This window comes from Streptomyces nigrescens, assembly GCF_027626975.1.
GTDB lineage: Bacteria > Actinomycetota > Actinomycetes > Streptomycetales > Streptomycetaceae > Streptomyces > Streptomyces nigrescens.
Genome location: NZ_CP114203.1, coordinates 8,260,885 through 8,283,755, shown reverse-complemented (window position 1 = coordinate 8,283,755; position 22,871 = coordinate 8,260,885). Strand labels below are relative to the sequence as shown.

Below are 22,871 nucleotides of genomic sequence, written 5' to 3'. Positions count from 1 at the left end.
CGATCCACGCGACGGCTGCCTCCCTGTGATGCCCGACCGGCCCGCCCCTGAACCACGGATGCCACCCTGATATGCCATCTCGCCTTGCTGAAGTGAGGCAAAGGGAATCAAGAGGGCAGCATCTCCGGCACGGGGTGGGACGGGGGCCGAGGCCATCGGGGGACCGGCCGCACCTTGTCGGAATCGTCCCGTCGCCGACGGCAGGGTCTGGGTAACCAACCGAGAACACTATGACCTTGATCGTCTGGCATTTACCATGCAGGAAGTCACCTTCTCCTGGTGAATGTGAGATGCCGGGGTCCGTGCCCGGCAGCCGCCCAAGGAGCCAGCACATGCACGACCACGATCTCCTCCAGCTCGACTCGCCCGATCCGGGCGGGTGCGCCACCGGTCATGAGGGGCGAGCGGAGAGCGCCGGCGAGATACCGCACACCGCCGGATGTCCGGCCGCGGACGCGTTGGTGGCGCTGGCCGCGGGCGGCCCGGCCGAGGGTGCGGCGCTCGATGCCGCGCTGCGCGCCTGCGGGCTGCCCCCTTCCGGTCCGTACCGGGTGGTGGTGGCCACGACGGTCGGCGAGGAGCGCGGGCCGGCGGTGAGCGCGCTGACGGAGGCGCTGCGGTGCTCCCCCGGTGAGCCGTTCGCGGCCGGGCGGCTCCCGGGCGGTGAGGCGGTCGCCCTCGTCCCGGTGGACCCCGACGCCGAGCGGCGGCTGTCGCTCGGCGAGCTGTGGCCGACGTTGTACGCCGAGGGGCCGCAGACACCGCTGCATGCCGGGATCAGCGGCCCGGTGCGCGCACCGGAAGGCATCAACTCCGCGCTGGGACAGGCGCGTTACGCACTGAAGGTGTCCCGTGCGCAGGCCCCGGACCGGGCCCGGGTGACCGCTGTCGAGGACCTCGGCACCCTGGGTGCCCTGCTCGCCGGGGTTCCCGCCGAGGTCCGTACGGCCTTCAGCACCCGGGTGCTGGGTCCGCTGGCGCGCGGCGGCGGCTCGCACCGGATGCTCGTGGAGACGCTGGAGATCTTCCTCGCGCATCACGGGTCCTGGGCGCGGACGGCCGCGGCGCTGCAACTGCATGTGAATTCGGTGCACTACCGCATCCAGCGCATCGAGTCGCTGACCGGCCGCGATCTGTCCCGGCTGGAGCACAAGCTGGATCTGCAGGCGGCGCTGCTCTGCCGCTGAACGGCGCGCGCGGCCGGGCCGGGCGGCCCGTCAGCGCCCGGCGGCCGGTTCAGAGGTCGATATGCACATGGGTGGACTTCACCCGGGCGGTGGCGGTCACCCCGACCTCGATGCCCAGTTCCTCGACCGCCTCGCGGCTGACCACGGACACCAGCCGGTGCGGTCCGGACTGGATCTCGACCTGGGCGAGCACATCGTCGAGGGTCACCCGGGTCACGATCCCCGCGAAGGAGTTCCGTACGGAGGTCAGCACCTCGCCCGGCACCGGGTACAGGCCCGCGGCGCGCTCCTTGGCGAACGCCGCCAGGCTCACCCCGTCGAGCACACGGTTTCCCGTGCCGTCCCGTTCCATCCGCAGCTGGCCGCCATCCGCCCAGCGGCGGACCGTCTCCGCGCTCACACCCAGCAGCCCCGCTGCCTGACCAATGCTGTACGTCGGCACCCCCGCACTCTAGGGCAGCGGCCGGGGCGGCCCGTTACTGCCTGCTGTCCTCGTGCGGTCCTTGCTCCGGGGGAGCCGCCGGGACGGAGCAACGGGGTGTCAGGGTGCGGGGTCGGTGGCTACCGGGCGGCGGCTCGGCGGGCCGGCCGGGGGCGGCGTCCACTCGACCATTTCCTCCAGCGCCGGGAGCGCGTCGTACAGCAGCCGCTGCCGGTCGGGGGCCAGCCGGCCGATGCGCTCGGCGAGCAGGCCGGTGGTTTCCCGGCGTACGGCGCGCAGCAGCGCCAGCCCGTCGTCGTTGAGGCTGATCAGGCTGGCGCGCTGGTCCGCCGGGTCGGGGCGGCGGGCGATCCAGCCGCAGGTGTCGAGCAGATCCACCATGCGGGAGGTGGTGGACAGCGCGATGTGCATCCGTGCGGCGAGTTCGCCGATGCGCAGCGGGCCGTGGGCGGCGAGCGCCGCGAGGGCGGCGGTGCGGCTGGGGGTGAGGTCGCGGTGCGGGCTCCGGCCGCGGATCAGCGGCAGCAGTTGCTGGAGCACCGCGCGCAGCCGTCCGGCCAGTTCCGCCGGTTCGGTCCGGGACGGCGACGGCTGCTCGGCCGAGGTGTCGGGCTGCTCCATCACGGGCTCCTGGGGTGCGGTGGGGGTGGGGGTGGTGGCGAGGGCGCGCCGGTTTTCGCTGTGCCGGTGCCGGTGGGCGCAGCAGTGCCGGTGGGTGTGCCGGTGCCGGTGGCCGTGCCGGGTCCGGCGGCGGCTGCGGACCCGGGCTTTTCGGCCGCCGCCGCCGTTGTGACGGGTGCCGGTACCTGCCTCGCCCCCGTACGGGCCCGGTCGTCGTCATGGACGTACCGTCCGCCGCGCAGCAGCGAGGCGACGGCGGCGATCAGACAGGCGGCGGTGGCGAAGCCGAAGGCGACGGTCAGGCCGTCGGAGAAGGGCTGGGAGATCAGCTGGGGGAAGAACTCCCGGCCGGTCAGATACGCGGCACGATCGGGCGGGAGCCGGTCGAGCACCTGGGGTCCCAGAAGGGTCCGGACAGGGTTGTAGCCCAGGAGGGAGGCGAACAGCACGCCCACCGGCGGCAGCGCGGCGACCTTCGCGGCATCGGCCACGGGGACTCCCTGGGCGGTCAGACCGCTGGTGAGGGCGCGGGGCAGGGTCCCGGCCAGACCCGCGATCATCAGGGAGAAGAAGATCCCGATGGACAGCACCATGGCCGAGTTCTGGAAGGTGGTGCTGATCCCGGCGCCCACCCCGCGCTGGTCCGGCGGCAGGCTGTTCATGACGGCGGCGCGGTTGGGGGCGGCGAACAGGCCCATGCCGATGCCGTTGAGCAGCAGGATCAGCGCGAAGCTCGGATAGCCGAAGTCGACCGGGAGGGCCTGCAGCGCCAGGAACGTACCGGCCGCGAGCAGCATCCCGCCGGTGGCGAAGGTCCGGGCCCCGAAGCGGTCCGACGCCCATCCGGAGACCGGCCCCGCCACCAGGAAGCCCAGCGTCAGCGGCAGCATGTAGATGCCGGCCCACAGCGGGGTCTCGGTGAAGCCGTAGCCGTGCCGGGGCAGCCAGATGCCCTGCAGCCAGATGATGAGGAGGAACATCAGGCCGCCGCGGCCGAGCGAGGCGAGCAGACTGGCGAGATTGCCCGCGGTGAACGCGCGGATCCGGAAGAGCCCGAGCCGGAACATCGGCGCCGGCACCCTGGTCTCGACGACACAGAAGACGGCCAGCAGCAGCACTCCGCCCGCCATCGTGGCGAGGACGGCGGGGTTGCTCCAGCCCATGGTGTGCCCGCCGTAGGGCTGGATGCCGTAGGTGATCCCCGCGAGCACGGCGATCAGACCGGCCGCGAAGGTGAGGTTGCCCCACCAGTCGGGCCGGGCCGGGGTGCGGATGCCGGTGTCCCGCAGCTTCCGATACGCCCAGACGGTGCCGAACACCCCGAACGGCACCGACACCAGGAAGACCAGCCGCCAGTTGACGGGCCCGAGCAGCCCGCCGAGCACCAGCCCGACGAACGATCCGGTGATGCCCGCGACCTGGTTCAGGCCGAGGGCGAGGCCGCGCTGCCTGGCGGGAAAGGCATCGGTGAGGATCGCGTTGGAGTTCGCCATCAGCATCGCGCCGCCGACGCCCTGCAGGACCCGCATGGCGATCAGCCAGAGCGCGCCGGCCGTGCCGTGCTGCCAGGTCACCGACAGCAGCACGGAGAACACGGTGAAGACGGCGAAGCCCAGGTTGTATATCCGGGTCCGGCCGTACATGTCGCCGAGCCTGCCGAAGCTGACCACCAGTACGGCGGTGACGACCAGATAGCTCATGATCAGCCACAGCAGCAGTCCGGTGTTGCCGGGCCGGAGCGGGTCCACGCCGATGCCCCGGAAGATGTCGGGCAGCGCGATGAGCATGACCGACATATTGATGGTGGCGATCAGCACGCCCAGGGTCGTGTTCGACAGGGCGACCCATTTGTAGCGCGGCCCCGGCGCACGGCGCGGCAGCGGGCCGGCCATGGCCCGGCGGCGGTCCTCAGCAGCGGTTCTTCCCACGGGACACCCACTCCCACCGGGACATTCACTTGGCTACATTTACTTGCTTGACTTCAACCAATTTTACCCCTTTTGTGCGGGGTCCGGCGGGGCGGAACCGAGGCTGCGCCTGCCGGGCAGGGTGAAGCCGGGCGCCACCTGTCGGGCCGGAGCGGCATGGACCGCTGGAAGGGAGCACGGGGTCCGCGCGCGCCGCGGTGCCGCAGCGGGAGAGCCCGCTTCCACCCCGCAGGTCTCGCCTCGGCACCTTCCGCGGGCGCCGTCCGTGAGGGCCGTCCGTGCCGCGTGCGTGCATCCGAACAGAGCAGTGCGATCCGCCATCAGCGGGTCTTCCTCACACTTGGCGCAATCGCCGAGTACCTCCGCCTGCCTGGCCCGGCACTTCACCATCTGCTTTACCCGTCAAGGGAGTTGAGGTTCACCGGACCCACTGAACACCCATCACACCCACCCGAAAGATTACGATTTGCACCATTTCTCCCCTTGCGCCCGAATTATCACGATGTGAATCTGGTATCCCATTCGTCGAAGGAGTTGATCGCATGGTTACGGATCGCACAGCGCCGGTCGAGACGGCTGCCCTGGCCGCCGAGGTCGAGGGACTGCTTGAACCCGCCGAGGCCGACGGTGTTTTCCGCGATACCCGCGAGTGTGGAGGTGCGCTGCTGCTGGCCGCGCTGCTCCTGATCTCGCCCCCCACCCCCCGGCCCAAGACTGACGTCCGCTGAGGCTGAAGGGGAAAGCGTTGGCTGAACAGACGCAGGGAGCAGTCCCGCTGAGCGCTGTGATTGCCGATGCCGCAACCGGGGTCGCCCTCGCCCTGCGGGGTGAGGGCGACCCTTATGCGTTGTCCGGCATCTTGCGGCAGAGCGATGCACTGGCTCCGGCCGCCATCCGGGTGCTCGGCGCCGATGCACTCGCGCCGTACGCAATGGACCACATCGGGTCGCCCGTTGGCGCGGACGACGAAGCGGTGGTCCGGCAGGCGCTCGCGGCCTATCCGCCGGGAGCGGACGCCTCGGAGGTCTCGGTGTGGAGCTACCGGGGCCTGGTCGAGGCCTCGCATGCGTTTCTCCCCGGAAGCGCACCGCACTGGCCGCAGCCGCCCGAGGCCGCGGCCGGATGGGTCGACCACGACCCCTGGCCCAAGCTCTCTCATCGGGTGTCTCAGCTCGCCGCGCTCGCCCTGCCCGGGCTGGCGCCCGGTCTCGCCGAGCAGCTGGCCACCCGCACCGACGATCTGGCCCGCGGCTTCGTCCGGGCGGTCCGCCGCCGGGACTGGCTGCAGGCGGCCGGTCTGGGCCGCTGGCTCGCCCGGCTGCCCGAGGCACCGCAGACCCTGGGGCTCGACAGCGGGCTGGCGTTCGTCCGCCAAATGGGTGGCGGTGATCCCCGGGTGACGCTGCATGCCGTGGCCGCACAGCGCTTCTACGGACGGGGTTGGTGACCGGGGGCCGGGGCGACCCCGGGCTGTTGGACCGGATGGTCCGCGACAGCCTGGGGTGGCTGGACGAGGCGCGCCCCTTCTTCCGCCTGCCCCCGAACGTGACCACGGACGCCGATCCCAATCTGACCCTCAAACCACTCGGTGAGCTGGCCGAACTGACCCAGCTGATCGGAGTGCTGCACCCGCGGGACGACATCCGGCAGACGGCCCGCGGCCTCTTCGCGTTCGCCTGGAACGAGACCCGCGACGGTGAGCTGTTCGCCGAGCTGATCCGCGGTGAGCCGTTCGCCACCTATCCGGTGGAGCTCTACGGGGTCTTCGCCCAGGCCGGGCTGCGCCATGCCGAGGCCGATGCGCTGACGCGGACCACGACGCGGCTGCGCGGCTGGCGGGTGGCCCGTGAGGACCACACCCGTACGCTCGGCGTGCTCAACGCGGAGCGGCGGACCGGCCTGCGCCAGCACGCCGACTTCGGCTCCGTGCTCGCCCTGACCGGTCTCGGCCGGCTGCCGGAGCCCTGGGCGCTGGACCGCAAGGCGGCGTACGGCATCACCCACGACGTCTTCCACCTCACCGACTGGGGGCGCAACCGGCAGCGGCTGTCCCCCGAACTCGCCGACTACCTGCGGCTGTGGGTCCCCTCCTGGCTGGAGAACTGGCTGGAGGAACAACTGTGGGACCTGGTGGGCGAGTTGCTGGCCGTGACGGCCTGTCTGCCCGCGGCTCCCTACGAAGCGGTGGCCTGGCAGCGGCTGGCCGGCGCCCAGGCGGCCGACGGCAGTGTGCCCGAGCTGGGTGCCGCACCGTCCACGGGCGACCGGGCCGAGGCGTTCACGGCCTGCTACCACTCCACCCTGGTGACCGCGTTCGCCGCCACCCTCGCCCGTATCGCCTCCGACGAGGCCGAGGCCGGTCCCCCGGCCGGGAACGCGGCGATGGCGGGCGGGCGGACCACTCCCTGCGAAAGCGAGACTGCCCCGTGACCGTGACGGCCGCATCCCCCGCCCTGCTGCACGGTGTCGGCGACCGGGCCCTGAGCTGGCTCGACGACCACCGTGAGCACTTCCGGCTGACCCCCGACGACTTCGCCAGCAACGGCGCGGTCGTCGAGCGGCTCAAGCCCATCGGGGAGCTGGCGCTCAATATGCATGTGCTCTTCCGGGAGGGCGTGGCCGGCTCCCGGCAGAAGGAGCGGGCCGGGAAGCTGCTGGACTTCGCCTGGCGGGAGCTGCTGGACGGCGGCAACGTACTGGCCCGGCTGCAGCACGACGAGCCGATCTCCCCGGTACCCCTGGAGGTCTATGCGACCTTCCACGAACTGGGCCACCGTCATCCGGGGCTGGAGTCCGCGCTGGAGGTGTGCCGGCGCACCACCACCTGGACGGCGCTGGAGATGATGCCCAACCGGCGGCTCGGTGTGCTCAACGCGGAGCGCAAGCTCGGCCTGCCGCCCAGCAGCGACTTCGACCAGGCGGTGGCGCGCACCTGGCTGGGGCAGCTGCCGGAGCCGTGGACGGTGCAGCTGCACATCGCCTACGACCTCACCCACACCGTCTTCCACCTGACCAATTGGGGCGAGGCCCCCGAGCGCATCCCGCCGGCCATCGCCGACTACCTGACGCGCTATCTGCCCGCCTGGATGGAGGACTGGGCGGACCTCGAACACTGGGACCTTCTCGGCGAACTCCTCGTCGTCGACGCCTGCCTGCCGTTGCCCACCCTGGACGCGGAGCTGTGGGAGCGGTACGCCGCCGCGCAGTCGGCCACCGGCGCGATGCCCATCCAGCGCCGGATGCCGCAGGGCGACGCCGCGCGGGTCTTCGATCTGGTCCACCACCCCACCCTGGTCGCCGCGTTCGCCTCCGCGATGGCCACTTCCCGGGCCCTGTCCGCCGTCGGATGAGCCCCGACCGCCCCGGACCCGCGCTCGCCGACCGTCTCGCGGACGCGGTCACCCTGATCGACGCCCCGGACATCGTGCTGGCCGTCACCCGGCGCGGCCGGCGGACCGTGATGACCGGCGGTTCGGCCATGGCACCGCCCACGCCCCGTCATGCCCTGCGCTACGAGCTGGGGTCGCTGTCCAAGACCTTCACCGTGCTGCTGCTCGCCGAACTGGCCCGGACCGGTGTGCTGTCCCTGGACGATCCGCTCGCCGCCCACCTGCCGGACCTGCCGCTGCCGCATCCGGCCTCACGCCGGATCGCCCTGCGGCATCTGGCCACCCACACCTCCGGGCTGCCGCGGATCCCCGCCGATCTGATCGCCGGTGCGCTGGTGCACCCGTACGCCAATGGCTATGCCCGCTACGACACGGAGCGTCTGCTGCACACCTTCGCCCGGACCCGGCCGCGGAACGAGCCGGGCACCCGCTGGCGTTACTCCAACTTCGGGCTGGCACTGCTCGGCCCGGCCATGTCCCGTGCCGCGGGTGCCGGCTACCCCGCTCTGCTCACCGACCGGGTGCTGAGCCCCCTCAAGCTCACCGACACGACCCTGGGCCCGGGCACCACCGGCACCGACGCCATCGGCCACCGGACCAATGGGGTGACGCCGGTGCGCAGCGCCGACATGGGAGCCTTCATCGCCGCCGGGTCGGTCCGCGCCACCCCCGGTGATCTGCTCACCTATCTCGAAGCGCACCTCTCCCCCGGGGAGACACCACTGGCCGGGCCGCTACGCGATGTCCAGGTGCCGCAGCTGCGCCGCGGCTGGCGGAAGCGCGACACCCATACCCTGACGTGGTATCAGCACCCCGCCGCGCGCGGGCCGCTGCTCTTCCATGTCGGGGCGACCTTCGGCCAGCAGGCGTTCCTCGGCTACCACCCGGCGTCGCACACCGGTCTGGTCGCGCTGGCCACCCGCCGCGGCCGCACCTGCCACATGATCAACACCGCCTACGAGCTGCTGTACACGCTGGCCGCCGACCCCTCGCCCTGAACCGGGCCTCGCCGCCGGTCACAGATCGCCCGCCAGGATCCGCGCGAGCGAGGTCCCGGGGCGTTCCTCGCTGGCCCGGTGGAAGAGCTCCGTATACGCCTCGTCGCCGATCGCCGCCCGGGCCCGCTGCTCGCACTCCTCGCGTACGGCGCGCAGTTCCGGGGTGCCGCGCTGCGGATGTCCGACCGTGCGCCAGATGGCCTGGCCGCTGCCGTAGACGCGGGCGGCCGCGGCACCGTCGCCCTGGGCCGCGACCGCGGCCGCGAGCAGATCCAGGCCGAGCGCGATCCCGAATTTGTCGCCGATGCCCTGCTTGGCCGCGAGCATCGCGCGGGCGTGGTCCGCTGACTCCTCGGGGCGGCCCTGGAACAGCGAGATCAGGGAGAGCTGGTAGTCGGTGTAGGAGCGGGTCCAGTATTCGCCGCGCTCCACACAGCCGCGGCGCAGTGCGGTCGCCTCGGCGCGGGCCCGGGCCAGCTCCCCCAGTCCGGTGAGCGCGAAGATCTGTACGAGATGGCAGCGCAGCCGCCCGGGAGAGTCGAAGGGGTCGTACGGCGGCGGGCCCAGCACCTGTTCCGCGACGGTGTGTGCGGACATCGGGCGGCCGGCGATGAGATGGGTGAGGCCGATGAGGTAGCCGGCCGCGAGTACCGCCTCCGCGTCGTCGGACGTCCGCGCGGCGCGGGCGCACTCCCCGCCCAGGGCGTCGGCCAGCGCCAGATCACCCTGGAGCAGTACGGCGACGCCTAGCGCCCACAGCGCCCGGGTGCGGGCCGGGCTCGGGGCCGGCTGCGCGGCGAGGGCGCGGGCCACGTAGTTGCGGGCCTCGTGCAGATGGCCGCAGCAGCTCCAGAAGAGGCTGATCGAGGCGCTGAGTTCCTGGGCGCGTTCCGGGTCGGTGACCAGGAGGTGGTCCAGTGCGGTGCACAGGTCGACATGGGCGTCGGCGACCCGGCGGTACCAGCTGACCTGTTCGGGGCCCAGCCAGCCCAGCTCGGCGCGGCGGCCGAAGTCGGCGAAGTGCGCGGCGTGCCGGTCGGCGAGCGCGGTCATCTCGTCCAGCTCGGCCAGCCACATCCGGCCGTACTCGCGCAGGGTGTCGAGCATGCGGAAGCGTGTGCCCTCGCGGGTGAGCACCGACTTGGCGGCCAGGGTGGCCAGGGTGCTGCGTACCTCGGGTCCGGTGAGCGGTCCCCCGGCGCACACGGCACTGGCGGACTCCTCGTCGAAGGTGCCGCGGAAGACGGACAGCCGGGCCCACAGCAGCCGTTCCAGCGGTGCGCACAGCTCATGGCTCCAGCCGATGGCGCAGCGCAGGGTCCGGTGCCGCGGCAGCCGTACCGGTCCGTCGGCCGGGTCGAGGGCGTCGAAGCGGGAGGTGAGCCGCTCGGCGATCCGCTCGACGGAACTGTGCGCCAGCTGGGCGCCGGCCAGCTCCAGGGCCAGCGGGATGCCTTCCAGGCGGCGGCAGATGACGGCGGCGGCCTCCGCGTCCAGCGGGGTGGTGAGCCGTAGTCCGGGGGCCGCGGCGCCGGCCCGTTGGGTGAACAGGGTCAGGGCGTCGTTGCCGCCGGTGAACGGCAGCGGACCGATCTCGGTGGTCCACTCGCCGACGAGGTCCAGCGGCTGTCTGCTGGTGACCAGCACGGTCACGGAGGGGGCGGCGGTCAGCAGATCTCCGAGGAGGTCACGGCAGGCGTCGACGAGATGTTCGCAGGAGTCCAGCACCAGCAGCAGCCGTTTGTCGGCGAGCCATTCGCACAGCGCGGCCACCGGTGTCCGCGCCGTGTGGTCGGCCAGGCCGACGGCATCGCAGACGCTGGCCACCAGCAGCCCGTCCCCCTGCAAGGGCCACAGATCGGCCCAGCAGACCCCGTCGGGAAACCGGGCCGCCGCCGCACGCGCGGCCCGCATCGCGATCCGGGTCTTGCCCACGCCACCGGGGCCGGTCAAAGTGATCAGCCGGTGCTCCGTCAACTCGTTGTCGATCCGCCGCAGTTCGGCCTGCCGGCCGACGAAGCTGGTCGACTCCTCGGGAATGTTGCTCGCCACCGGCCCAGTTTGCCCCAGCCGAGGCGTCCGGCGGTCCGGTGGTGGCAGCGGGCCGGGGCGCGAGGTTGACGGCCGGCCGCCGGGCCGGGGCGTTCTCCGTCAGGGCGTGACGACGGGGAAGGTGGGATGCGGCGTGCTGAGCAGGCCCAGGAGCTGGTGCAGCGCCCCCGACTCGCCGTTCTGGGCGGCGTCCCCCGGTCCCTGGCCGGTGAGCAGGCCGAGCAGCTGGGCCTTGGTGAGGGTGAGGGTGAGATCGGGGGTGCGGTCCTCGGACGGGGTGGGGACACCGGGCGCACTGACGTAGGTGAGGGCCCCGTGGGAGAGCGTCAGCTGCCAGGTGCGGTCCTCTTCGGGGAGGTAGAGGTCGAGGGTGAGCGCGGTGGACCAGGCCCGGGGGCCGTCGACGCGGATGGCGAGGGAGTCGATGAGCTGGTCGACGGTCAACGCCATCGCGATGTCGGGGTGGACGGTGCCCGGCGCCGCCTCGGCGAGACTGCCGCGCAGTTCCATGGCGCCGGTGAGGTAGACGTTGCGCCAGGTGCCGTTCTCGCAGCCGTAGCCCAGCCGTTCGTAGACGAGGGCCAGTGCGCGGCGGGCGCGGAGGTTCTGCGGGGCGGCGAAGACGGCATGGTTGAGGAGGGTGGCGGCGAACCGCAGATCGCCGTCGGCGGCGTACCGCTTGCCCGCGTCCACCGTGGCCTCGACGCCGCCCAGGGTGTCCACATAGCGTCGGGCCTGTTCGGCCGGCGGATGCTCCCACAGATGGGCGGGGTTGCCGTCGAACCAGCCCAGGTAGCGCTGGTAGATCCCCTTGACGTTGTGGCTGAGCGAGCCGTAGTAGCCGTGGTGGGCCCAGACCCGCTCCAGGCCCGGCGGCAGCCGCAGCTCCTCGGCGATCTCGGCGCCGGTGAGCCCCTCGTTGAGCAGCCGCAGCGTCTGGTCGTGCAGGTAGGCGTACAGATCACGCTGGTTGGCCAGCAGGGCCCTGACGCGGTCCTTGCCCCAGGTCGGCCAGTGGTGGGAGGCGAAGGCGACCTCGGCCTCGTCGCCGAAGAGGGCGAGCGCCTCGCCCAGGTGGCGGGACCAGGCCCGGGCGTCACGGACGGCACCGCCGCGCAGCGTCAGGATGTTGTGCATGGTGTGGGTGGCGTTCTCGGCCAGGCAGAGGGCCTGGTGCGCCGGGAAGCAGAAGTTCATCTCCACGGGTGCCTCGGTGCCCGGGGTGAGCTGGAAGACGATGCGTATACCGTCGACGATCTCCTCCTGGCCGGTGCGGGTGATGTCGACGGTCGGCGGGATGAGGGTCACGGTGCCGGTGGAGTGGGCGGCGCCCAGGCCGCAGCCGATCTGGCCGTCCGGCGCCTTGGGGAGCTCCGACCCGTACATGTAGACGGCGCGCCGGGTCATCGCCGTACGGGCGTAGATGCCCTCGCTGACCGCGTGCTCCAGGAAGCCGGCCGGTGCGAGCACCGGCACGGGGTGGTGGCCGGGCGGCAGCACACCGCGTCCGCCGCCGAAGTGCGCACCGTGCGAGTGGGTGTAGATCAGGCCGGTGACCGGACGGTCGCCGCGGTATTTGCGGTAGAGCTCCAGGGCCGCGGCGGCGGTCTCGATGGAGAGCAGCGGGTCGATGACGATGACACCGTGGTCGCCTTCGACCAGCGTCATATGGGAGAGGTCCAGACCACGGGCCTGGTAGATACCGTCGGTGACCTCGTACAGACCCTGCCGGCTCACCAGCCGGCCCTGCCGCCAGAGGCTCTCGTTGGCGGTGTCGGGGCAGTTTCCGGCCAGGAAGCCATAGGCCTCCGCGTCCCAGATCACCCGGCCGTCGTCCGCGGTGACCTGGGGCGGGTCGAGCGCGGCGATGAAGCCACGGTCGGCGTCGGCGAAGTCTTCGTGGTCATCCACGGGTACAGCGGTCACGGGGCGCTACCTCTCCGGGGCGACGGGCCACAGTCGGAAGACCCATGTCACCGATTTAACCCAATGTGCCGGGTTGTCGCATGCGTGCGGGCGCCCGCGGGCGCCCCGCTGCCGCCTCACACCGGCGCGGCCTCGATGACGCTGAAGCGGCTGGGCTCCGGGAGCCGGGTGACCGTACGGATCTCGAAGCCCGCGCCACGGCACAGCTGCGCGAAGTCGTCCCGGGTGCGCTCCCGGCCGCCGACGTTGACCAGCATGTTGAGGTCACTGAGGTAGACGACCCCGGACACCGAGGCATCGACCACGGGCGGCAGCACCGGCTCGACGATCAGCAGGCGGCCACCGTCGGGGATGACCCGCCTGCAGTAGCGGAGGATGTCCGTGCACTGCGCGTCGTTCCAGTCATGGATCACGCTCTTGAGGAGGTACACGTCGGCGCCCACGGGGGCGGTGGCGAAGAAGTCCCCCGCCACGAGGGAACAGCGGTCCGCCAGCCCCTCGCGCGCCAGCTTCGTACCGGCCTGGGCGAGGCCCTCCGCGCTGTCGAAGAGGATGCCGCCGAGCGACGGATGGGCCTGCAGGATCGCGGCGAGCAGGGTGCCGTCACCGCCCCCGATGTCGGCCACCGTCGTGAAGCGGCCGAAGTCGAAGGCCGACGGCAGCACGGCGGCGGTGTCGCGGGTGCCGTCGCTCATCGCGGCGTTGAAGTCGGCGGAGAGTTCCGGCTGTTCGGCGAGGTGGCCGAAGAAATCCTTGCCGAAGACCGCGTCGAAGGAGGTCTCGCCGGTGCGCACACTCTCGTCCAGCCGCTCCCAGGCCCGGAGCATGGTGGGGTCGCTGAACATCCGGACGAAGGAGTGCAGCGAACGGTGGCCGTCACTGCGCAGCAGGGCGCCGGCCGGGGTGACGGTGAAGGTGCCGCCGGCCCGCTCGTCGAGCAGTCCGAGACCGGCCAGCGTCCGTAACAACCGGCCCATGGCCTGCGGGTGGGCCGCGCACTCCGCCGCCAGTTCGTCCGCGGTCCGCGCGCCGTCGGCGATCTGATCGACGACCCCCAGCCGGACGGCGGCGCCCACCGTGTAGGTCGCCATCGCTCCGCAGGCGATCTGGACCAGGGTCCCCCGGGCCTCGTCCGACGGCTGGTTCTCGTGCGGCATGAGATGACACCTCTCTGGTCAACGGCGTTACGGGCAGGGCGGGACAGGGCACAACAACGCAGGCGGCACTGCACCCTTGACGCTCTAGTTAGGTAACCCTAACTTCGCGCGATCATCGGAGCAATGCCCCTGCTCCCCTTCGCCCTGCCTCCACGGCGCGGCCGTCCGCACGACCGGGAGAGGAGGGACACCCCTGTCCCCGCACCACGACCGCGCCTTCGGCGAGCTCACCGAGCTGTTCCGGCACGATGCCGCCCCGTACCCCCGCCCCCGTCCGCCCTTACGCCACCCGGCCCGCCCACGTCCGCACCACCGCTTCGCCTGGCTGGCACCGGCCGTGGCGGCCTGCACCCTGGCCGCCGGTATCGCGCTGGCCCATGGCCTGCTCCTCGCGAGCGGGCTGGTGCTGGCCGGGCTGCTGGGGCAGCTCTCCGCCATCGGCCGCGACCGTCGCGACTAGGACCTGCCGGACCCTGATCCACCGGACAGGCCCTGGCGCCGCACACCGCACCGCCCGCCCGCACACAGCCGCCGGTCACCTGCCCTCATGGGAGGCAAGCAACCGGCGGCTTTTCACGCCCCCGTGGGGAGCGCGGTCAGGTGCCGCGGCGGCTCTTCGACGCTGCGGCGACACACATGGCGCCGAGCAGGAAGGTCAGGACACCGATGATGACGTTGTTCCAGATCACGCCGGCGTCCGGAGCGCTGCCGACGATCCACGGCGAGATGATCATCCACACGCCGATCGCGCACATCGCGCCGCTCAGGCCGTACATCCGCTCAGGAGTCACGGTGAAGCCGACCGCCATCAGGGCGATCGCGAGACCGAGAATGAGGTTGTGCGCCACGAGCGCCGGCTGTGCGGCGGCGAAGTGGAGAACCCACGGTGAGACGGCGCAGTACAGGCCGACCAGGAGCACAGGTCCGTCGACGAGCACGACATCACGCCCGCCGAGCACCCGCTCATACCGTGCCTGCATCTCAGTAGCGTCGGGGTGACCTGCGAGATCTCCCCTGGGGTGTGAGACGTCGGCCATGCGACTCGCCTCCTTCGTTCGCAAGCCTGGCCGTTCCGCGTGGCATCGGGCCGCGCACCTTTATTCTGCGCTTATGTCGCCTTTATGTGTAGATGAAGGGGCAGGTGAATTTTAAAGCTTTACCGCCGCACCGCTGTCACCTGCGGCCCAGCTCCCGCCCCAGCCCCAGGTTCCAGCGCCCGCCCCGGCCACTCAGCTCGGTCACGGTCAGTGGCGGCACGTCCAGCCGCCAGAACGCGTCCGGAGAGACCCGCAGGGCGCACACCGCCGCGGCGCGCACGACATCCGGTTCGACGACGGCCAGCACCCGGCCCGCCTCCAGGGCCGCCCCCGTCAGCCAGCCCGCGATCCGGTCGCACAGCTGCCGCAGCGACTCCCCGCCGTGCCCGGTGAAATCCGGGTCCGAGAGCCAGCCGGCCACCGCGGCCGGCTCGGCGTCCGCGACCTCGGTCAGGGTCCGCCCGCGCCAGCCGCCCATCGCACAGCCCGCCAGCTCCGCCGCGGGCAGCACGGACAGCCCGAGCTCCTCGGCCGTGCGGCGGCACCGGACGGAGGGCGAGGCGAAGGTCCGGCCGGCGGCCGGCAGCTCCCCGGCAACGGCCCGGACACGGCGCAGTCCCGACTCGCTCAGCGGGCCGTCATCGTCGAAGCGCACCTCACGCTGGGCCTCGCCCGCGGCCGGTGAGACCAACATCACCCGAGTTGTCATGTCCTCTTCTCTCGCTTCACGGGGACGGCAACCCATTGCCCGCACAAGGGAGTTGTCCGGACGGCGCGCCCTGTCCTGCGCTCCCCGCCCCCACCGTGGTCTTGGCCGGGGGGTCGGTTCGCGGTACCTTCCCGATGATATTGACGACGACATGACGGAAGCCGGTGGGATCCCGGCGCGGTCGCGCCACTGTATGTCCGGTTTTTACCAGCCCTTCAGGGCCGGGGCCGGGCGAGCCAGACCCGGCATGTCGTTACGCACTCCAACGAACAGGGACGCGAGTTCCCCCGCACAGGAGGTCCTGCCATGGCCCAGACCATCGCACCCCCGGCCACCGGCGCCGTCACCCCGGCCCCGATCCCCCTCAAGGCAATCGCTCCGTGGGCGCTGTTCACCGGCGTCCTGATGCTGGTCCTGCTGTACTTCATCGGCGCGGAGCAGGGTGCCACCTCGCTGCTCTCCGGTACGGACGTCCACGAGTGGGTCCACGACGGGCGCCACCTGCTCGGCTTCCCCTGCCACTGATCGGACGCCGCACCCATGAACTCCGTCACCGTCAGAAACCTCTTGGTGCGCGGGATGCTCGCCGGTCTGGCCGCCGGTCTCCTGGCCCTTGTCGTCGCCTATCTGCTGGGCGAACCGCAGGTGGACGCCGCCATCGCGTTCGAGGACGCACACAGCCACGAACACGGGATGGAGGTCGTCAGCCGCGGTGTGCAGTCCACGGCGGGGCTGGCGACCGGCGTACTGGTCTACGGCGTGGCACTCGGCGGGATCGCCGCACTGGTCTTCTCCTTCGCCCTCGGGCGGATCGGCCGGTTCGGCGCCCGCACCACGGCAGCGCTGCTCTCCGGCGCGGCGCTGGTAGCCGTCTACCTCGTACCGTTCCTCAAGTACCCGGCCAATCCCCCTGCCGTCGGCGACCCCGACACGATCGGCACCCGCACCGCCCTGTTCTTCCTGATGATGCTGCTCGGCATCCTGCTGGCCGTCGCCGCCACGATGTTCGGCCGGCGGCTGGCTCCGAAGCTGGGCAACTGGAACGCCACGGTCGCGGCGGGCGCCGCGTTCGTGGTCGCCATCGGCCTCGCCTATGCGTTCCTTCCGGCCTACGACAACGTGCCCGAGGGCTTCCCCGGCACGCTGCTGTGGCAGTTCCGGCTGTCGGCGCTCGCCATCCAACTGGTGCTGTGGTCCGCCTTCGGGCTGATCTTCGGTCACCTCGCGGAGCGCGTCGTACCGGCGCGGCAGGAGGCCACCGCGGCCGAGGCGGCACCCGCCGTCTCCTGACCCACCGACCGGCCCAACCCCACGAGGGAGGGCTCGCGACTCCGTGTCGTGAGCCCTCCCTCGTGGCATGGGGTGCCGTGCGGGTGCCCCGTCCGGCCGCGTGCGGAGGTCAGGACAGCCCGGGTATGCCGTCCAGATGCGGCAGATCGTGGTCCAGGCGCTCCCGTTTGGCGCGGAGGTAGCGGATGTTCTCCACACCGGGCGGCATCAGCAGCGGGACCTGTTCGGCGACGGCGATACCGTGCCGCAGCAGGGCCTCGCGCTTGCGCGGGTTGTTGGACAGCAGCCGCACGGACCGGACGCCGAGATCCTGCAGCATCTCCGCCGCGACGCCGTACTCACGGGCGTCGACCGGCAGGCCGAGCGCGATATTCGCCTCGACCGTGTCCAGCCCGCCCTCCTGCAGCTTCATCGCGCGGAGCTTGGCCAGCAATCCGATACCGCGGCCCTCATGGCCCTGGAGATAGACGAGAATGCCGCGCCCGGCCGCCACGATCGCGCGCAGCGCCGCGGACAATTGGTCGCCGCATTCACAGTGGGTGGAGGCGAAGGCATCACCGGTCAGGCATTCCGAATGCACCCGGGTCAGCACCTGCTCCCCCACGACATCGCCGTGGACCAGGGCCACTTGCTCGATCCCGCTACGGAGGTCCAGATAGCCGACGGCGAGAAATTCACCATAGGTCGTGGGCAGCCTGGCCGTCACCACCCGTTCCACGCCCGGTTTTTGGCCGAGGGCATCATCGATTGCGACACGGAGGTCAGGGCCGGCAGAGGCCTCGGGGTCCATCATGGGCGCGATCGTACCCGTGCGGGTAAATGATCGGCAGAACTCACTCATAATGACAACAAGTATGCTGCGACGCCGTGACAACCACGACTCCGAGAGTCGGCGACGAAAGGCCGCAGCATCCATGACCGCTTCGGGACACCCGACTTCGGCCCCCGGCCCGCTGCCGGCCGACACCACGGAGGACATACGGGCACGGCGGCCGACGATGGCCGTGCTGCCCATCGGCAGCTTCGAACAGCACGGCGCCTTCCTGCCGTTGACCACCGACACCGTCATCGCCTGCACCATCGCCCGGGAGGTGGCCGCCGGCCGTCCCGTCCAGGTGCTGCCGCCGCTGACGGTGTCCTGTTCGCATGAGCACGCCGCCTGGCCGGGAACCGTCAGCATTTCGGCGCACACCCTGTATGCGGTCGTCACGGACATCGCCGATTCGCTCCGCCGGTCCGGTATCGACACCCTGATTCTCATCAACGGACATGGCGGAAATTACGTCCTGCGCAATGTGGTTCAGGAATCCGCCGGGCGCGGTGTGCGCATGGCACTGTTCCCCGGATCGGCCGACTGGGACGCGGCGCGCACCCGGGCCGGGGTGGCGACACCGTCCCACACCGATATGCATGCGGGAGAGGTCGAGACGTCCATTCTGCTGTATGCCCATCCCGAATTGGTCAAGGAAGGCTATGAATCGGCGGATTGCGTCGCCGATGACCGGAAGCAGCTGTTGACGCTCGGCATGTCGGCCTATACCGAATCCGGTGTCATCGGGCGGCCGTCGCTGGCGTCCGCCCGGAAGGGGCAGGAATTGCTGGCCGGACTGGCCGAGGCATTCGGCGAATATGCCGCGCTGTTCGGTGACCGGGCGGAAGCCGATGACTGAGCTGCTCGACGCGGCGGCCGCCTGGGACCGGCTGCGGCGCATCCGTACGACGGACGAGGCCCTCGCCGCCGGGATGGTGGCGGACGGGAACGGCGGACTCCGCTGGCAACAGCCCGCCACCCCCGAGGCGTTGGAGCTCGCCGGACGCTATCTTCCGCTCTGCCTGGCCGGCCCACGGGTCGCGGTCGCGCAGCTCGGGCAGAGCCTGGACGGCTTCATCGCGACCCGTACCGGCGATGCCGACTATGTCACCGGTGAGGAGGACCGCTGCCATCTGCACCGGCTGCGTGCCCTGTCCGATGCGGTGGTCGTCGGGGCCGGCACCGCCGTGGCGGACGATCCGCGGCTGACCGTCCGCGCCTGTGCGGGCGACAACCCGGTGCGGGTGGTGCTCGATCCGCGGGGCCGGGTGCCGCGGGGCAGCGGGGTGTTCACGGACGGCGCCGCGCCGACGCTGTGGGTGGTGGGACCGGAGGTCACCCCCACCGCTCCGGGCACCGGGACCGAGGTCCTGGTGCTGCCGGACGCGGCCGCGTTCGCCCCGGAGCGTCTGCTGGCGGCGCTGGCACGGCGCGGGCTGGGCCGGGTACTGATCGAGGGGGGCGGGGTCACCGTGTCGCGGTTTCTGCAGGAGCGGGCGCTGCACCGGCTGTATGTCACCGTCGCACCGGTCCTGCTCGGCGACGGCATCCCCGGCCTGCGGTTTCCCGGAACTCCCGTCATGCGGGAGGCGCTGCGCCCGCCGCTGCGGCGCACCCTGCTCGGCGAGGACACGCTCTTCGAGCTCGAACTGCGGCCGGGCGGTGGGCCGTCCGGCGGAACGGGGTCCGGCGGAACGGCGGACTAGGGCCTCTCCGGCGGATCGGGTCGGAGAGGCCCCGGCCCTGATCCGCCGGACAGCCCTAGGGGGTGTCTCCCCGAGCCGCGGTGGCCTGCGAAGTCTGGGATCGCACTCCCCCGGCCACCGCTGACGGGACCTCCGCAGCACGTTGCCGGATCATCCCCGTAGCCGCAGCAAGGGGAGGCCGCTCCGCCTGGCGGGGCACGGCACCGGACGTCGCGGGCCGGGCCGTGGAGAGCGGGGAGACCCGTGCCAGCAGCACCGCGGCGCCCGGGAGGCTTGCGACGAAGGCGAGTACGCCGTAGATCACGGCGGTGGTGAGTCCCTGCGCCGCGCCCAGTCCGGCGGCGCCGAAGGCCCAGGCGGCGACGCCTTCCCGGGGGCCCCAGCCGCCCACGTTCAACGGCAGCGCCATCGCGAGCAGCGCCAGCACCACCAGCGGCACCAGTTCGGCGGTCGGTGCGGTGGCCCCCGCGACCCGGGCGGCCAGCACGAACATCCCGAGGTAGCCCGCCAGGACCGCCGCGGACGAGAGCGCCACACCGGGCCAGACACCGCGGGCCAGCAGGCCCTGGCGTGCCTCGGCCACTACGGTGCGCAGGGCGCGTTCGCCGCGGGAGGCACCCCGGCGCCGGCGCAGCCGGACGGCGACCGCCAGTACCAGCAGGCCCGCCGCGGCCACGGACAGGGCCACGGCGGGCGAGGCGAGGAAGCGGACGACCGGCGCCAGGACCGGTGACGGCCGGACGAGCAGGACGACCGCCCCGGTGACGAGCAGCACGACCTGGCCGGCGGTCCGCTCCAGGGCCACCGCGCGGACGCCCCGGCCCAGGTCGCCCGAGCTGCGGCCGTGATGGACGGCGCGGTGCACATCGCCCAGGACGCCACCGGGCAGCGCCGCGTTGAGGAACAGCGCCCGGTAGTAGTCGGCGACGGCCCGGCCGAGGGGCAGCCGCAGGCCGAGGCCGCGGGCCACCAGACACCAGCGCCAGGCACTGCACACCGTGGTCAGCACGCCGATGCCGAGCGCGGCCAGCAGGGTGGCGGTGTCGATCCGGCGCAGTCCGGCCAGGAATGCCTGCGATCCCAGGTGCCACACCAGCGCCACCAGGATGCCCAGTCCCGCCAGCAGCCTGAGCCATGCCATCCAGCCGGACCGCTTCATCACTCGCTCCCGGACGGGTGCGGGGGCAGCGCCAGCAGATCGGTGTGGTGCACCGCGACGGTCAGCTCCCCCGCCGCGCACTCCTCCAGCCGCCGGCGCAGATACGCGACGGCCTCGGGTGCCAGCTCCGGCCGCTGGGCGTGCGCGGCACCGACCCAGCCGCGCAGCCATTCGGCGGTCAGCGCGGATTCGGCACAGCCGAGCCGCCACGGGCTGGACTGCACCAGCACCGTCGCACCGCGCCGTTCGAACGCCGCGACCGCCGCCGCGACCGCGTCCGGACCGAGCAGGGCGCGGCCCTGGTCCGTGCGGCGCTGATGGTCGTTGAAGGCATCGGTGATCTCGGCGTCGAACGGATCGGACGGGCTCAGCTCGACCCGCCCGGCGACGGAGAGGGCCAGCAGCGCCGGGGTGCCCGCGCCCACACAGGCCTCGGCGAGGTCTTCCACCTCGTCGCGGGTGAGCAGATCCAGCAGCGCGGAGGCGGTGACCAGTGAGGTGCCGGCGAAGTCGTCGGCGGTGAGGGCGGCCAGATCGCCGCGCGCGGTGGTGGCGGCAACGGGCATGCCGTCGTCGGCCGTCACCGGCATCCGCGCACCGGCGAGTTCGAGCAGCGCGGGATCCAGGTCGTGCAGGATCCACTGCTGCGGGCCGGGCAGCCGGACGGCGAGCCAGCGCCCCATGGAGCCGATGCCACAGCCGAGATCGCGGATCACCAGACCGTGGGGGCTGCCGGGCGGGCCCGCCGGCGCGGTCCTTTCCGCGAGCCACGCCCGCAGCGGGCGCAACAGCTCGGGTGCCCGGGCCGCGGCGTCGGCGCGCTCCCGCAACTCCAGCCACCGCGGGGCGAATCGAGGCCGGTCGGGCGCGCTCATCGCGTGCTCCGGAGCTTGTGCCGAAGCTGTTCCAGCACTCCGGCCAGACTGTGCGACGTCATCTCCCACCCCTCCAGCATGGCACGCCGTTCGCGCGCCGAACTCCTGACCCGGTCACGCAGTTGTGGATCGCCCAGCCAGCCGCGCAGCGCATCGGCGAGCGCCGCGGGCCGGCCGGGCGGTACGAGCAGGCCGGGCACGCTCCCGTCGGGGGCCTGCCCGACCGCTTCCGGTACGCCGTCCACCGCCGTCGCCAGCACCGGTATCCCGCGCGCCAGCGCCTCGGTGACGACCATGCCGTAGGTCTCGGCGTACGAGGTGAGCACCAGCAGGTCGGCGGCGGCATAGCTCGCCTCCAGGTCCGCGCCCGCCCGTGGCCCGGTGAAGGTGATCCGGTCGCCCAGGCCGAACGTGTCCACCGCGCCGCGGAGTTGGGCGACGTATCCGGGGTCGCGATCGAGCGCGCCGACACATGCGCAGCTCCACGGCAGCTCGGTGACGGTCGCCAGCGCGTCGATCAGCCGGTGCTGTCCCTTGCGCGGGGTGACCGCGGCGACGCACAGCAGCCCGGTGGCACCGTCGGTGCCGGGTGCGAGGGGCGCCGGGTCGGCGCCGGGAAGGACGGCGTGGACGCGCGGGGCCGCCAGTCCGTGGTGCGTGACGAGCCGGCGGGCGGCCCATTCGCTGGTGGCCACGACGGCCTCCACGGTGTGCAGCGTGCGGTGTTCGCGGGCGTCCAGCTCCGCTGCCAGGGCGGGGTCGAGTCCGGTCTCGTCGCCCAGCGGGAGATGCACGAGGACGGCGAGCCGCAGCCGTTCCGCCTCGGGGGCGAGGACCTCGGGGACGCCGCAGGCGACCAGGCCGTCGAGGAGGACCACGGCGCCGTCCGGCAACGCCGCCAGCCGCTGCGCCAGCGCCGCGCAGGCCGTGGCGTCCGGCCGCGGCCAGCTGCCGGGCAGCGCGTACGGGCGTACCCGCCAGCCCGCGGCCGGGAGGTCGCGGCACACCCGGCGGTCGTAGGTGTTGCCACCGCTGGGTGCCGCCGGATCGTCGACGTCACCGGGAAGGACGAAGTGCACCACCCGCTCCGCGGCGGTGGCGCCGGTACGGGTCACAGAGTGCGCTCGTATGTCGCCCAGGCGATGTGTGACTCATGCAGGGTGACCGATATCCCGGCCAGCTCGCGGGCGCCCTCGCCGAGGTTGCCCGCCTCGATACGGTCGGCGAGCCGGTCGGCGATGACCTTGGCCAGGGCCTCCGTCGAGGTGTTGATCCCGGCGAAGGCGGGCTCGTCGTCCAGGTTGCGGTAGTTCAGCTCCCCGACCACGCCGCCGAGTTCCTGGGTGGCCAGGCCGATGTCGACGACGATGTTGTCGGCGTCGAGCTCCGCACGGCGGAAGGTCGCGTCCACGATGAAGGTCGCGCCGTGCAGACGCTGCGCGGGGCCGAAGACCGCGCCACGGAAGCTGTGGGCGACCATCAGGTGATCGCGGACGGTGATGCTGAACAAGGCCGTTCCTCCGGTGTGATGTCGGTCTCAGTGGCGGTGTCGCCGGGGCGAATTCAGGGCGGTTTCGAAAGGGC

24 protein-coding genes are annotated in these 22,871 nt (G+C 72.2%); 11 read left to right on the top strand and 13 right to left on the bottom strand.

Features of this window, described 5'->3' with window-relative positions; all coding sequences use genetic code 11:
* The first annotated feature begins 332 nt into the window (after window positions 1-332).
* Window positions 333-1,187 carry a PucR family transcriptional regulator gene (locus STRNI_RS36415; RefSeq protein ID WP_018091707.1) on the top strand — a complete coding sequence of 285 codons (855 nt, stop codon included), beginning with the start codon at window positions 333-335 and terminating at the stop codon, window positions 1,185-1,187.
* A 49-nt stretch (window positions 1,188-1,236) separates the two neighbouring features.
* Here the strand turns inward: STRNI_RS36415 and STRNI_RS36410 are convergent, their stop codons facing one another.
* The 3 genes from STRNI_RS36410 to STRNI_RS36400 form a co-directional block, all read right to left on the bottom strand.
* Window positions 1,237-1,629 (bottom strand): TOBE domain-containing protein, encoded by a 393-nt coding sequence (locus STRNI_RS36410; RefSeq protein WP_018091706.1) that lies wholly within the window; start codon window positions 1,627-1,629, stop codon window positions 1,237-1,239.
* 99 nt (window positions 1,630-1,728) lie between these two features.
* A complete protein-coding gene (locus STRNI_RS36405; RefSeq protein ID WP_266442005.1) occupies window positions 1,729-2,250 on the bottom strand; it encodes a MarR family winged helix-turn-helix transcriptional regulator in 522 nt (173 codons plus the stop codon).
* Entirely contained in the window at window positions 2,250-4,142 is a 1,893-nt protein-coding gene (locus STRNI_RS36400; RefSeq protein ID WP_277413370.1) for an MFS transporter, read from the bottom strand. The genes STRNI_RS36405 and STRNI_RS36400 overlap by 1 nt, the downstream gene beginning before the upstream one ends.
* Window positions 4,143-4,720: 578 nt before the next feature.
* Between STRNI_RS36400 and STRNI_RS36395 the strand changes: the two genes are divergently transcribed.
* From STRNI_RS36395 to STRNI_RS36375, 5 genes are read left to right on the top strand one after another with little or no spacing between them, the layout of a single operon-like run.
* Window positions 4,721-4,906 (top strand): hypothetical protein, encoded by a 186-nt coding sequence (locus tag STRNI_RS36395; RefSeq protein WP_018091704.1) that lies wholly within the window; start codon window positions 4,721-4,723, stop codon window positions 4,904-4,906.
* A 17-nt stretch (window positions 4,907-4,923) separates the two neighbouring features.
* Window positions 4,924-5,625, top strand: a complete 702-nt coding sequence (locus tag STRNI_RS36390) for a hypothetical protein (RefSeq protein WP_229838366.1) — start codon at window positions 4,924-4,926, stop codon at window positions 5,623-5,625.
* Window positions 5,622-6,608 carry a DUF6895 family protein gene (locus STRNI_RS36385; RefSeq protein WP_274733673.1) on the top strand — a complete coding sequence of 329 codons (987 nt, stop codon included), beginning with the start codon at window positions 5,622-5,624 and terminating at the stop codon, window positions 6,606-6,608. The genes STRNI_RS36390 and STRNI_RS36385 overlap by 4 nt, the downstream gene beginning before the upstream one ends.
* Window positions 6,605-7,528, top strand: a complete 924-nt coding sequence (locus STRNI_RS36380) for a DUF6895 family protein (RefSeq protein WP_018091701.1) — start codon at window positions 6,605-6,607, stop codon at window positions 7,526-7,528. The genes STRNI_RS36385 and STRNI_RS36380 overlap by 4 nt, the downstream gene beginning before the upstream one ends.
* A complete protein-coding gene (locus STRNI_RS36375; protein ID WP_277412759.1) occupies window positions 7,525-8,565 on the top strand; it encodes a serine hydrolase domain-containing protein in 1,041 nt (346 codons plus the stop codon). Before STRNI_RS36380 ends, STRNI_RS36375 begins: the two co-directional genes overlap by 4 nt.
* 18 nt (window positions 8,566-8,583) lie before the next feature.
* Here STRNI_RS36375 and STRNI_RS36370 read toward each other — a convergent pair whose 3' ends face one another.
* From STRNI_RS36370 to STRNI_RS36360, 3 genes are all read right to left on the bottom strand, one after another.
* The gene (locus STRNI_RS36370; protein WP_018091699.1) at window positions 8,584-10,617 is read right to left on the bottom strand and encodes an ATP-binding protein; all 2,034 of its coding nucleotides are present in this window, start codon (window positions 10,615-10,617) and stop codon (window positions 8,584-8,586) included.
* A gap of 99 nt (window positions 10,618-10,716) precedes the next feature.
* Window positions 10,717-12,543, bottom strand: coding sequence for an alkyl/aryl-sulfatase (locus STRNI_RS36365; RefSeq protein ID WP_277412758.1), 1,827 nt, complete (start codon window positions 12,541-12,543; stop codon window positions 10,717-10,719).
* A 116-nt stretch (window positions 12,544-12,659) separates the two neighbouring features.
* Entirely contained in the window at window positions 12,660-13,700 is a 1,041-nt protein-coding gene (locus STRNI_RS36360; RefSeq protein ID WP_277412757.1) for a methyltransferase, read from the bottom strand.
* A gap of 337 nt (window positions 13,701-14,037) precedes the next feature.
* Between STRNI_RS36360 and STRNI_RS36355 the strand changes: the two genes are divergently transcribed.
* Entirely contained in the window at window positions 14,038-14,160 is a 123-nt protein-coding gene (locus STRNI_RS36355; protein WP_266441979.1) for a hypothetical protein, read from the top strand.
* Between the two features lie 136 nt (window positions 14,161-14,296).
* On the opposite strand, the gene STRNI_RS36350 is transcribed toward STRNI_RS36355, so the two are convergent.
* Both STRNI_RS36350 and STRNI_RS36345 read right to left on the bottom strand, forming a co-directional pair.
* On the bottom strand, window positions 14,297-14,737 hold the full coding sequence (locus STRNI_RS36350; protein ID WP_026169986.1) for an SPW repeat protein: 441 nt from the start codon (window positions 14,735-14,737) through the stop codon (window positions 14,297-14,299).
* 136 nt (window positions 14,738-14,873) lie between these two features.
* A complete protein-coding gene (locus tag STRNI_RS36345) occupies window positions 14,874-15,446 on the bottom strand; it encodes a histidine phosphatase family protein (RefSeq protein WP_277412756.1) in 573 nt (190 codons plus the stop codon).
* A 306-nt stretch (window positions 15,447-15,752) separates the two neighbouring features.
* Between STRNI_RS36345 and STRNI_RS36340 the strand changes: the two genes are divergently transcribed.
* Window positions 15,753-15,971, top strand: a complete 219-nt coding sequence (locus STRNI_RS36340) for a CbtB domain-containing protein (RefSeq protein ID WP_018091693.1) — start codon at window positions 15,753-15,755, stop codon at window positions 15,969-15,971.
* A gap of 15 nt (window positions 15,972-15,986) precedes the next feature.
* On the top strand, window positions 15,987-16,736 hold the full coding sequence (locus tag STRNI_RS36335; protein ID WP_018091692.1) for a CbtA family protein: 750 nt from the start codon (window positions 15,987-15,989) through the stop codon (window positions 16,734-16,736).
* Between the two features lie 109 nt (window positions 16,737-16,845).
* Here the strand turns inward: STRNI_RS36335 and ribA are convergent, their stop codons facing one another.
* Entirely contained in the window at window positions 16,846-17,526 is a 681-nt protein-coding gene (gene ribA, locus STRNI_RS36330) for a GTP cyclohydrolase II (protein WP_093640227.1), read from the bottom strand.
* 124 nt (window positions 17,527-17,650) lie between these two features.
* Between ribA and STRNI_RS36325 the strand changes: the two genes are divergently transcribed.
* Window positions 17,651-18,406 carry a creatininase family protein gene (locus tag STRNI_RS36325; RefSeq protein ID WP_159492271.1) on the top strand — a complete coding sequence of 252 codons (756 nt, stop codon included), beginning with the start codon at window positions 17,651-17,653 and terminating at the stop codon, window positions 18,404-18,406.
* On the top strand, window positions 18,399-19,253 hold the full coding sequence (locus STRNI_RS36320) for a RibD family protein (protein WP_277412755.1): 855 nt from the start codon (window positions 18,399-18,401) through the stop codon (window positions 19,251-19,253). Before STRNI_RS36325 ends, STRNI_RS36320 begins: the two co-directional genes overlap by 8 nt.
* Window positions 19,254-19,308: 55 nt before the next feature.
* Here the strand turns inward: STRNI_RS36320 and STRNI_RS36315 are convergent, their stop codons facing one another.
* Genes STRNI_RS36315 through STRNI_RS36300 form a run of 4 tightly spaced genes read right to left on the bottom strand, consistent with a single transcriptional unit; the run spans window position 19,309 to window position 22,797 of the window.
* Window positions 19,309-20,412 (bottom strand): lysylphosphatidylglycerol synthase transmembrane domain-containing protein, encoded by a 1,104-nt coding sequence (locus tag STRNI_RS36315; RefSeq protein WP_277412754.1) that lies wholly within the window; start codon window positions 20,410-20,412, stop codon window positions 19,309-19,311.
* Window positions 20,412-21,287 carry a class I SAM-dependent methyltransferase gene (locus STRNI_RS36310; RefSeq protein ID WP_159490955.1) on the bottom strand — a complete coding sequence of 292 codons (876 nt, stop codon included), beginning with the start codon at window positions 21,285-21,287 and terminating at the stop codon, window positions 20,412-20,414. Before STRNI_RS36310 ends, STRNI_RS36315 begins: the two co-directional genes overlap by 1 nt.
* Entirely contained in the window at window positions 21,284-22,402 is a 1,119-nt protein-coding gene (locus STRNI_RS36305; protein ID WP_159490952.1) for a glycosyltransferase family 4 protein, read from the bottom strand. Before STRNI_RS36305 ends, STRNI_RS36310 begins: the two co-directional genes overlap by 4 nt.
* Window positions 22,399-22,797: a 6-pyruvoyl trahydropterin synthase family protein gene (locus STRNI_RS36300; RefSeq protein WP_018091685.1), complete on the bottom strand. Its 399-nt coding sequence runs from the start codon at window positions 22,795-22,797 to the stop codon at window positions 22,399-22,401. The genes STRNI_RS36305 and STRNI_RS36300 overlap by 4 nt, the downstream gene beginning before the upstream one ends.
* Window positions 22,798-22,871 lie beyond the last annotated feature (74 nt).

Excerpts from the sequence above, each read along its gene's own strand:
- STRNI_RS36415 (WP_018091707.1), top strand. The coding sequence starts at position 333 with ATGCACGACCACGATCTCCTCCAGCTCGACTCGCCCGATCCGGGCGGG.
- STRNI_RS36405 (WP_266442005.1), bottom strand. The coding sequence starts at position 2,250 with ATGGAGCAGCCCGACACCTCGGCCGAGCAGCCGTCGCCGTCCCGGACC.
- STRNI_RS36400 (WP_277413370.1), bottom strand. The coding sequence starts at position 4,142 with ATGGCCGGCCCGCTGCCGCGCCGTGCGCCGGGGCCGCGCTACAAATGG.
- STRNI_RS36395 (WP_018091704.1), top strand. The coding sequence starts at position 4,721 with ATGGTTACGGATCGCACAGCGCCGGTCGAGACGGCTGCCCTGGCCGCC.
- STRNI_RS36375 (WP_277412759.1), top strand. The coding sequence starts at position 7,525 with ATGAGCCCCGACCGCCCCGGACCCGCGCTCGCCGACCGTCTCGCGGAC.
- STRNI_RS36360 (WP_277412757.1), bottom strand. The coding sequence starts at position 13,700 with ATGCCGCACGAGAACCAGCCGTCGGACGAGGCCCGGGGGACCCTGGTC.
- STRNI_RS36350 (WP_026169986.1), bottom strand. The coding sequence starts at position 14,737 with ATGGCCGACGTCTCACACCCCAGGGGAGATCTCGCAGGTCACCCCGAC.
- STRNI_RS36345 (WP_277412756.1), bottom strand. The coding sequence starts at position 15,446 with ATGACAACTCGGGTGATGTTGGTCTCACCGGCCGCGGGCGAGGCCCAG.
- STRNI_RS36340 (WP_018091693.1), top strand. The coding sequence starts at position 15,753 with ATGGCCCAGACCATCGCACCCCCGGCCACCGGCGCCGTCACCCCGGCC.
- STRNI_RS36335 (WP_018091692.1), top strand. The coding sequence starts at position 15,987 with ATGAACTCCGTCACCGTCAGAAACCTCTTGGTGCGCGGGATGCTCGCC.
- ribA (WP_093640227.1), bottom strand. The coding sequence starts at position 17,526 with ATGGACCCCGAGGCCTCTGCCGGCCCTGACCTCCGTGTCGCAATCGAT.
- STRNI_RS36325 (WP_159492271.1), top strand. The coding sequence starts at position 17,651 with ATGACCGCTTCGGGACACCCGACTTCGGCCCCCGGCCCGCTGCCGGCC.
- STRNI_RS36320 (WP_277412755.1), top strand. The coding sequence starts at position 18,399 with ATGACTGAGCTGCTCGACGCGGCGGCCGCCTGGGACCGGCTGCGGCGC.
- STRNI_RS36315 (WP_277412754.1), bottom strand. The coding sequence starts at position 20,412 with ATGAAGCGGTCCGGCTGGATGGCATGGCTCAGGCTGCTGGCGGGACTG.
- STRNI_RS36310 (WP_159490955.1), bottom strand. The coding sequence starts at position 21,287 with ATGAGCGCGCCCGACCGGCCTCGATTCGCCCCGCGGTGGCTGGAGTTG.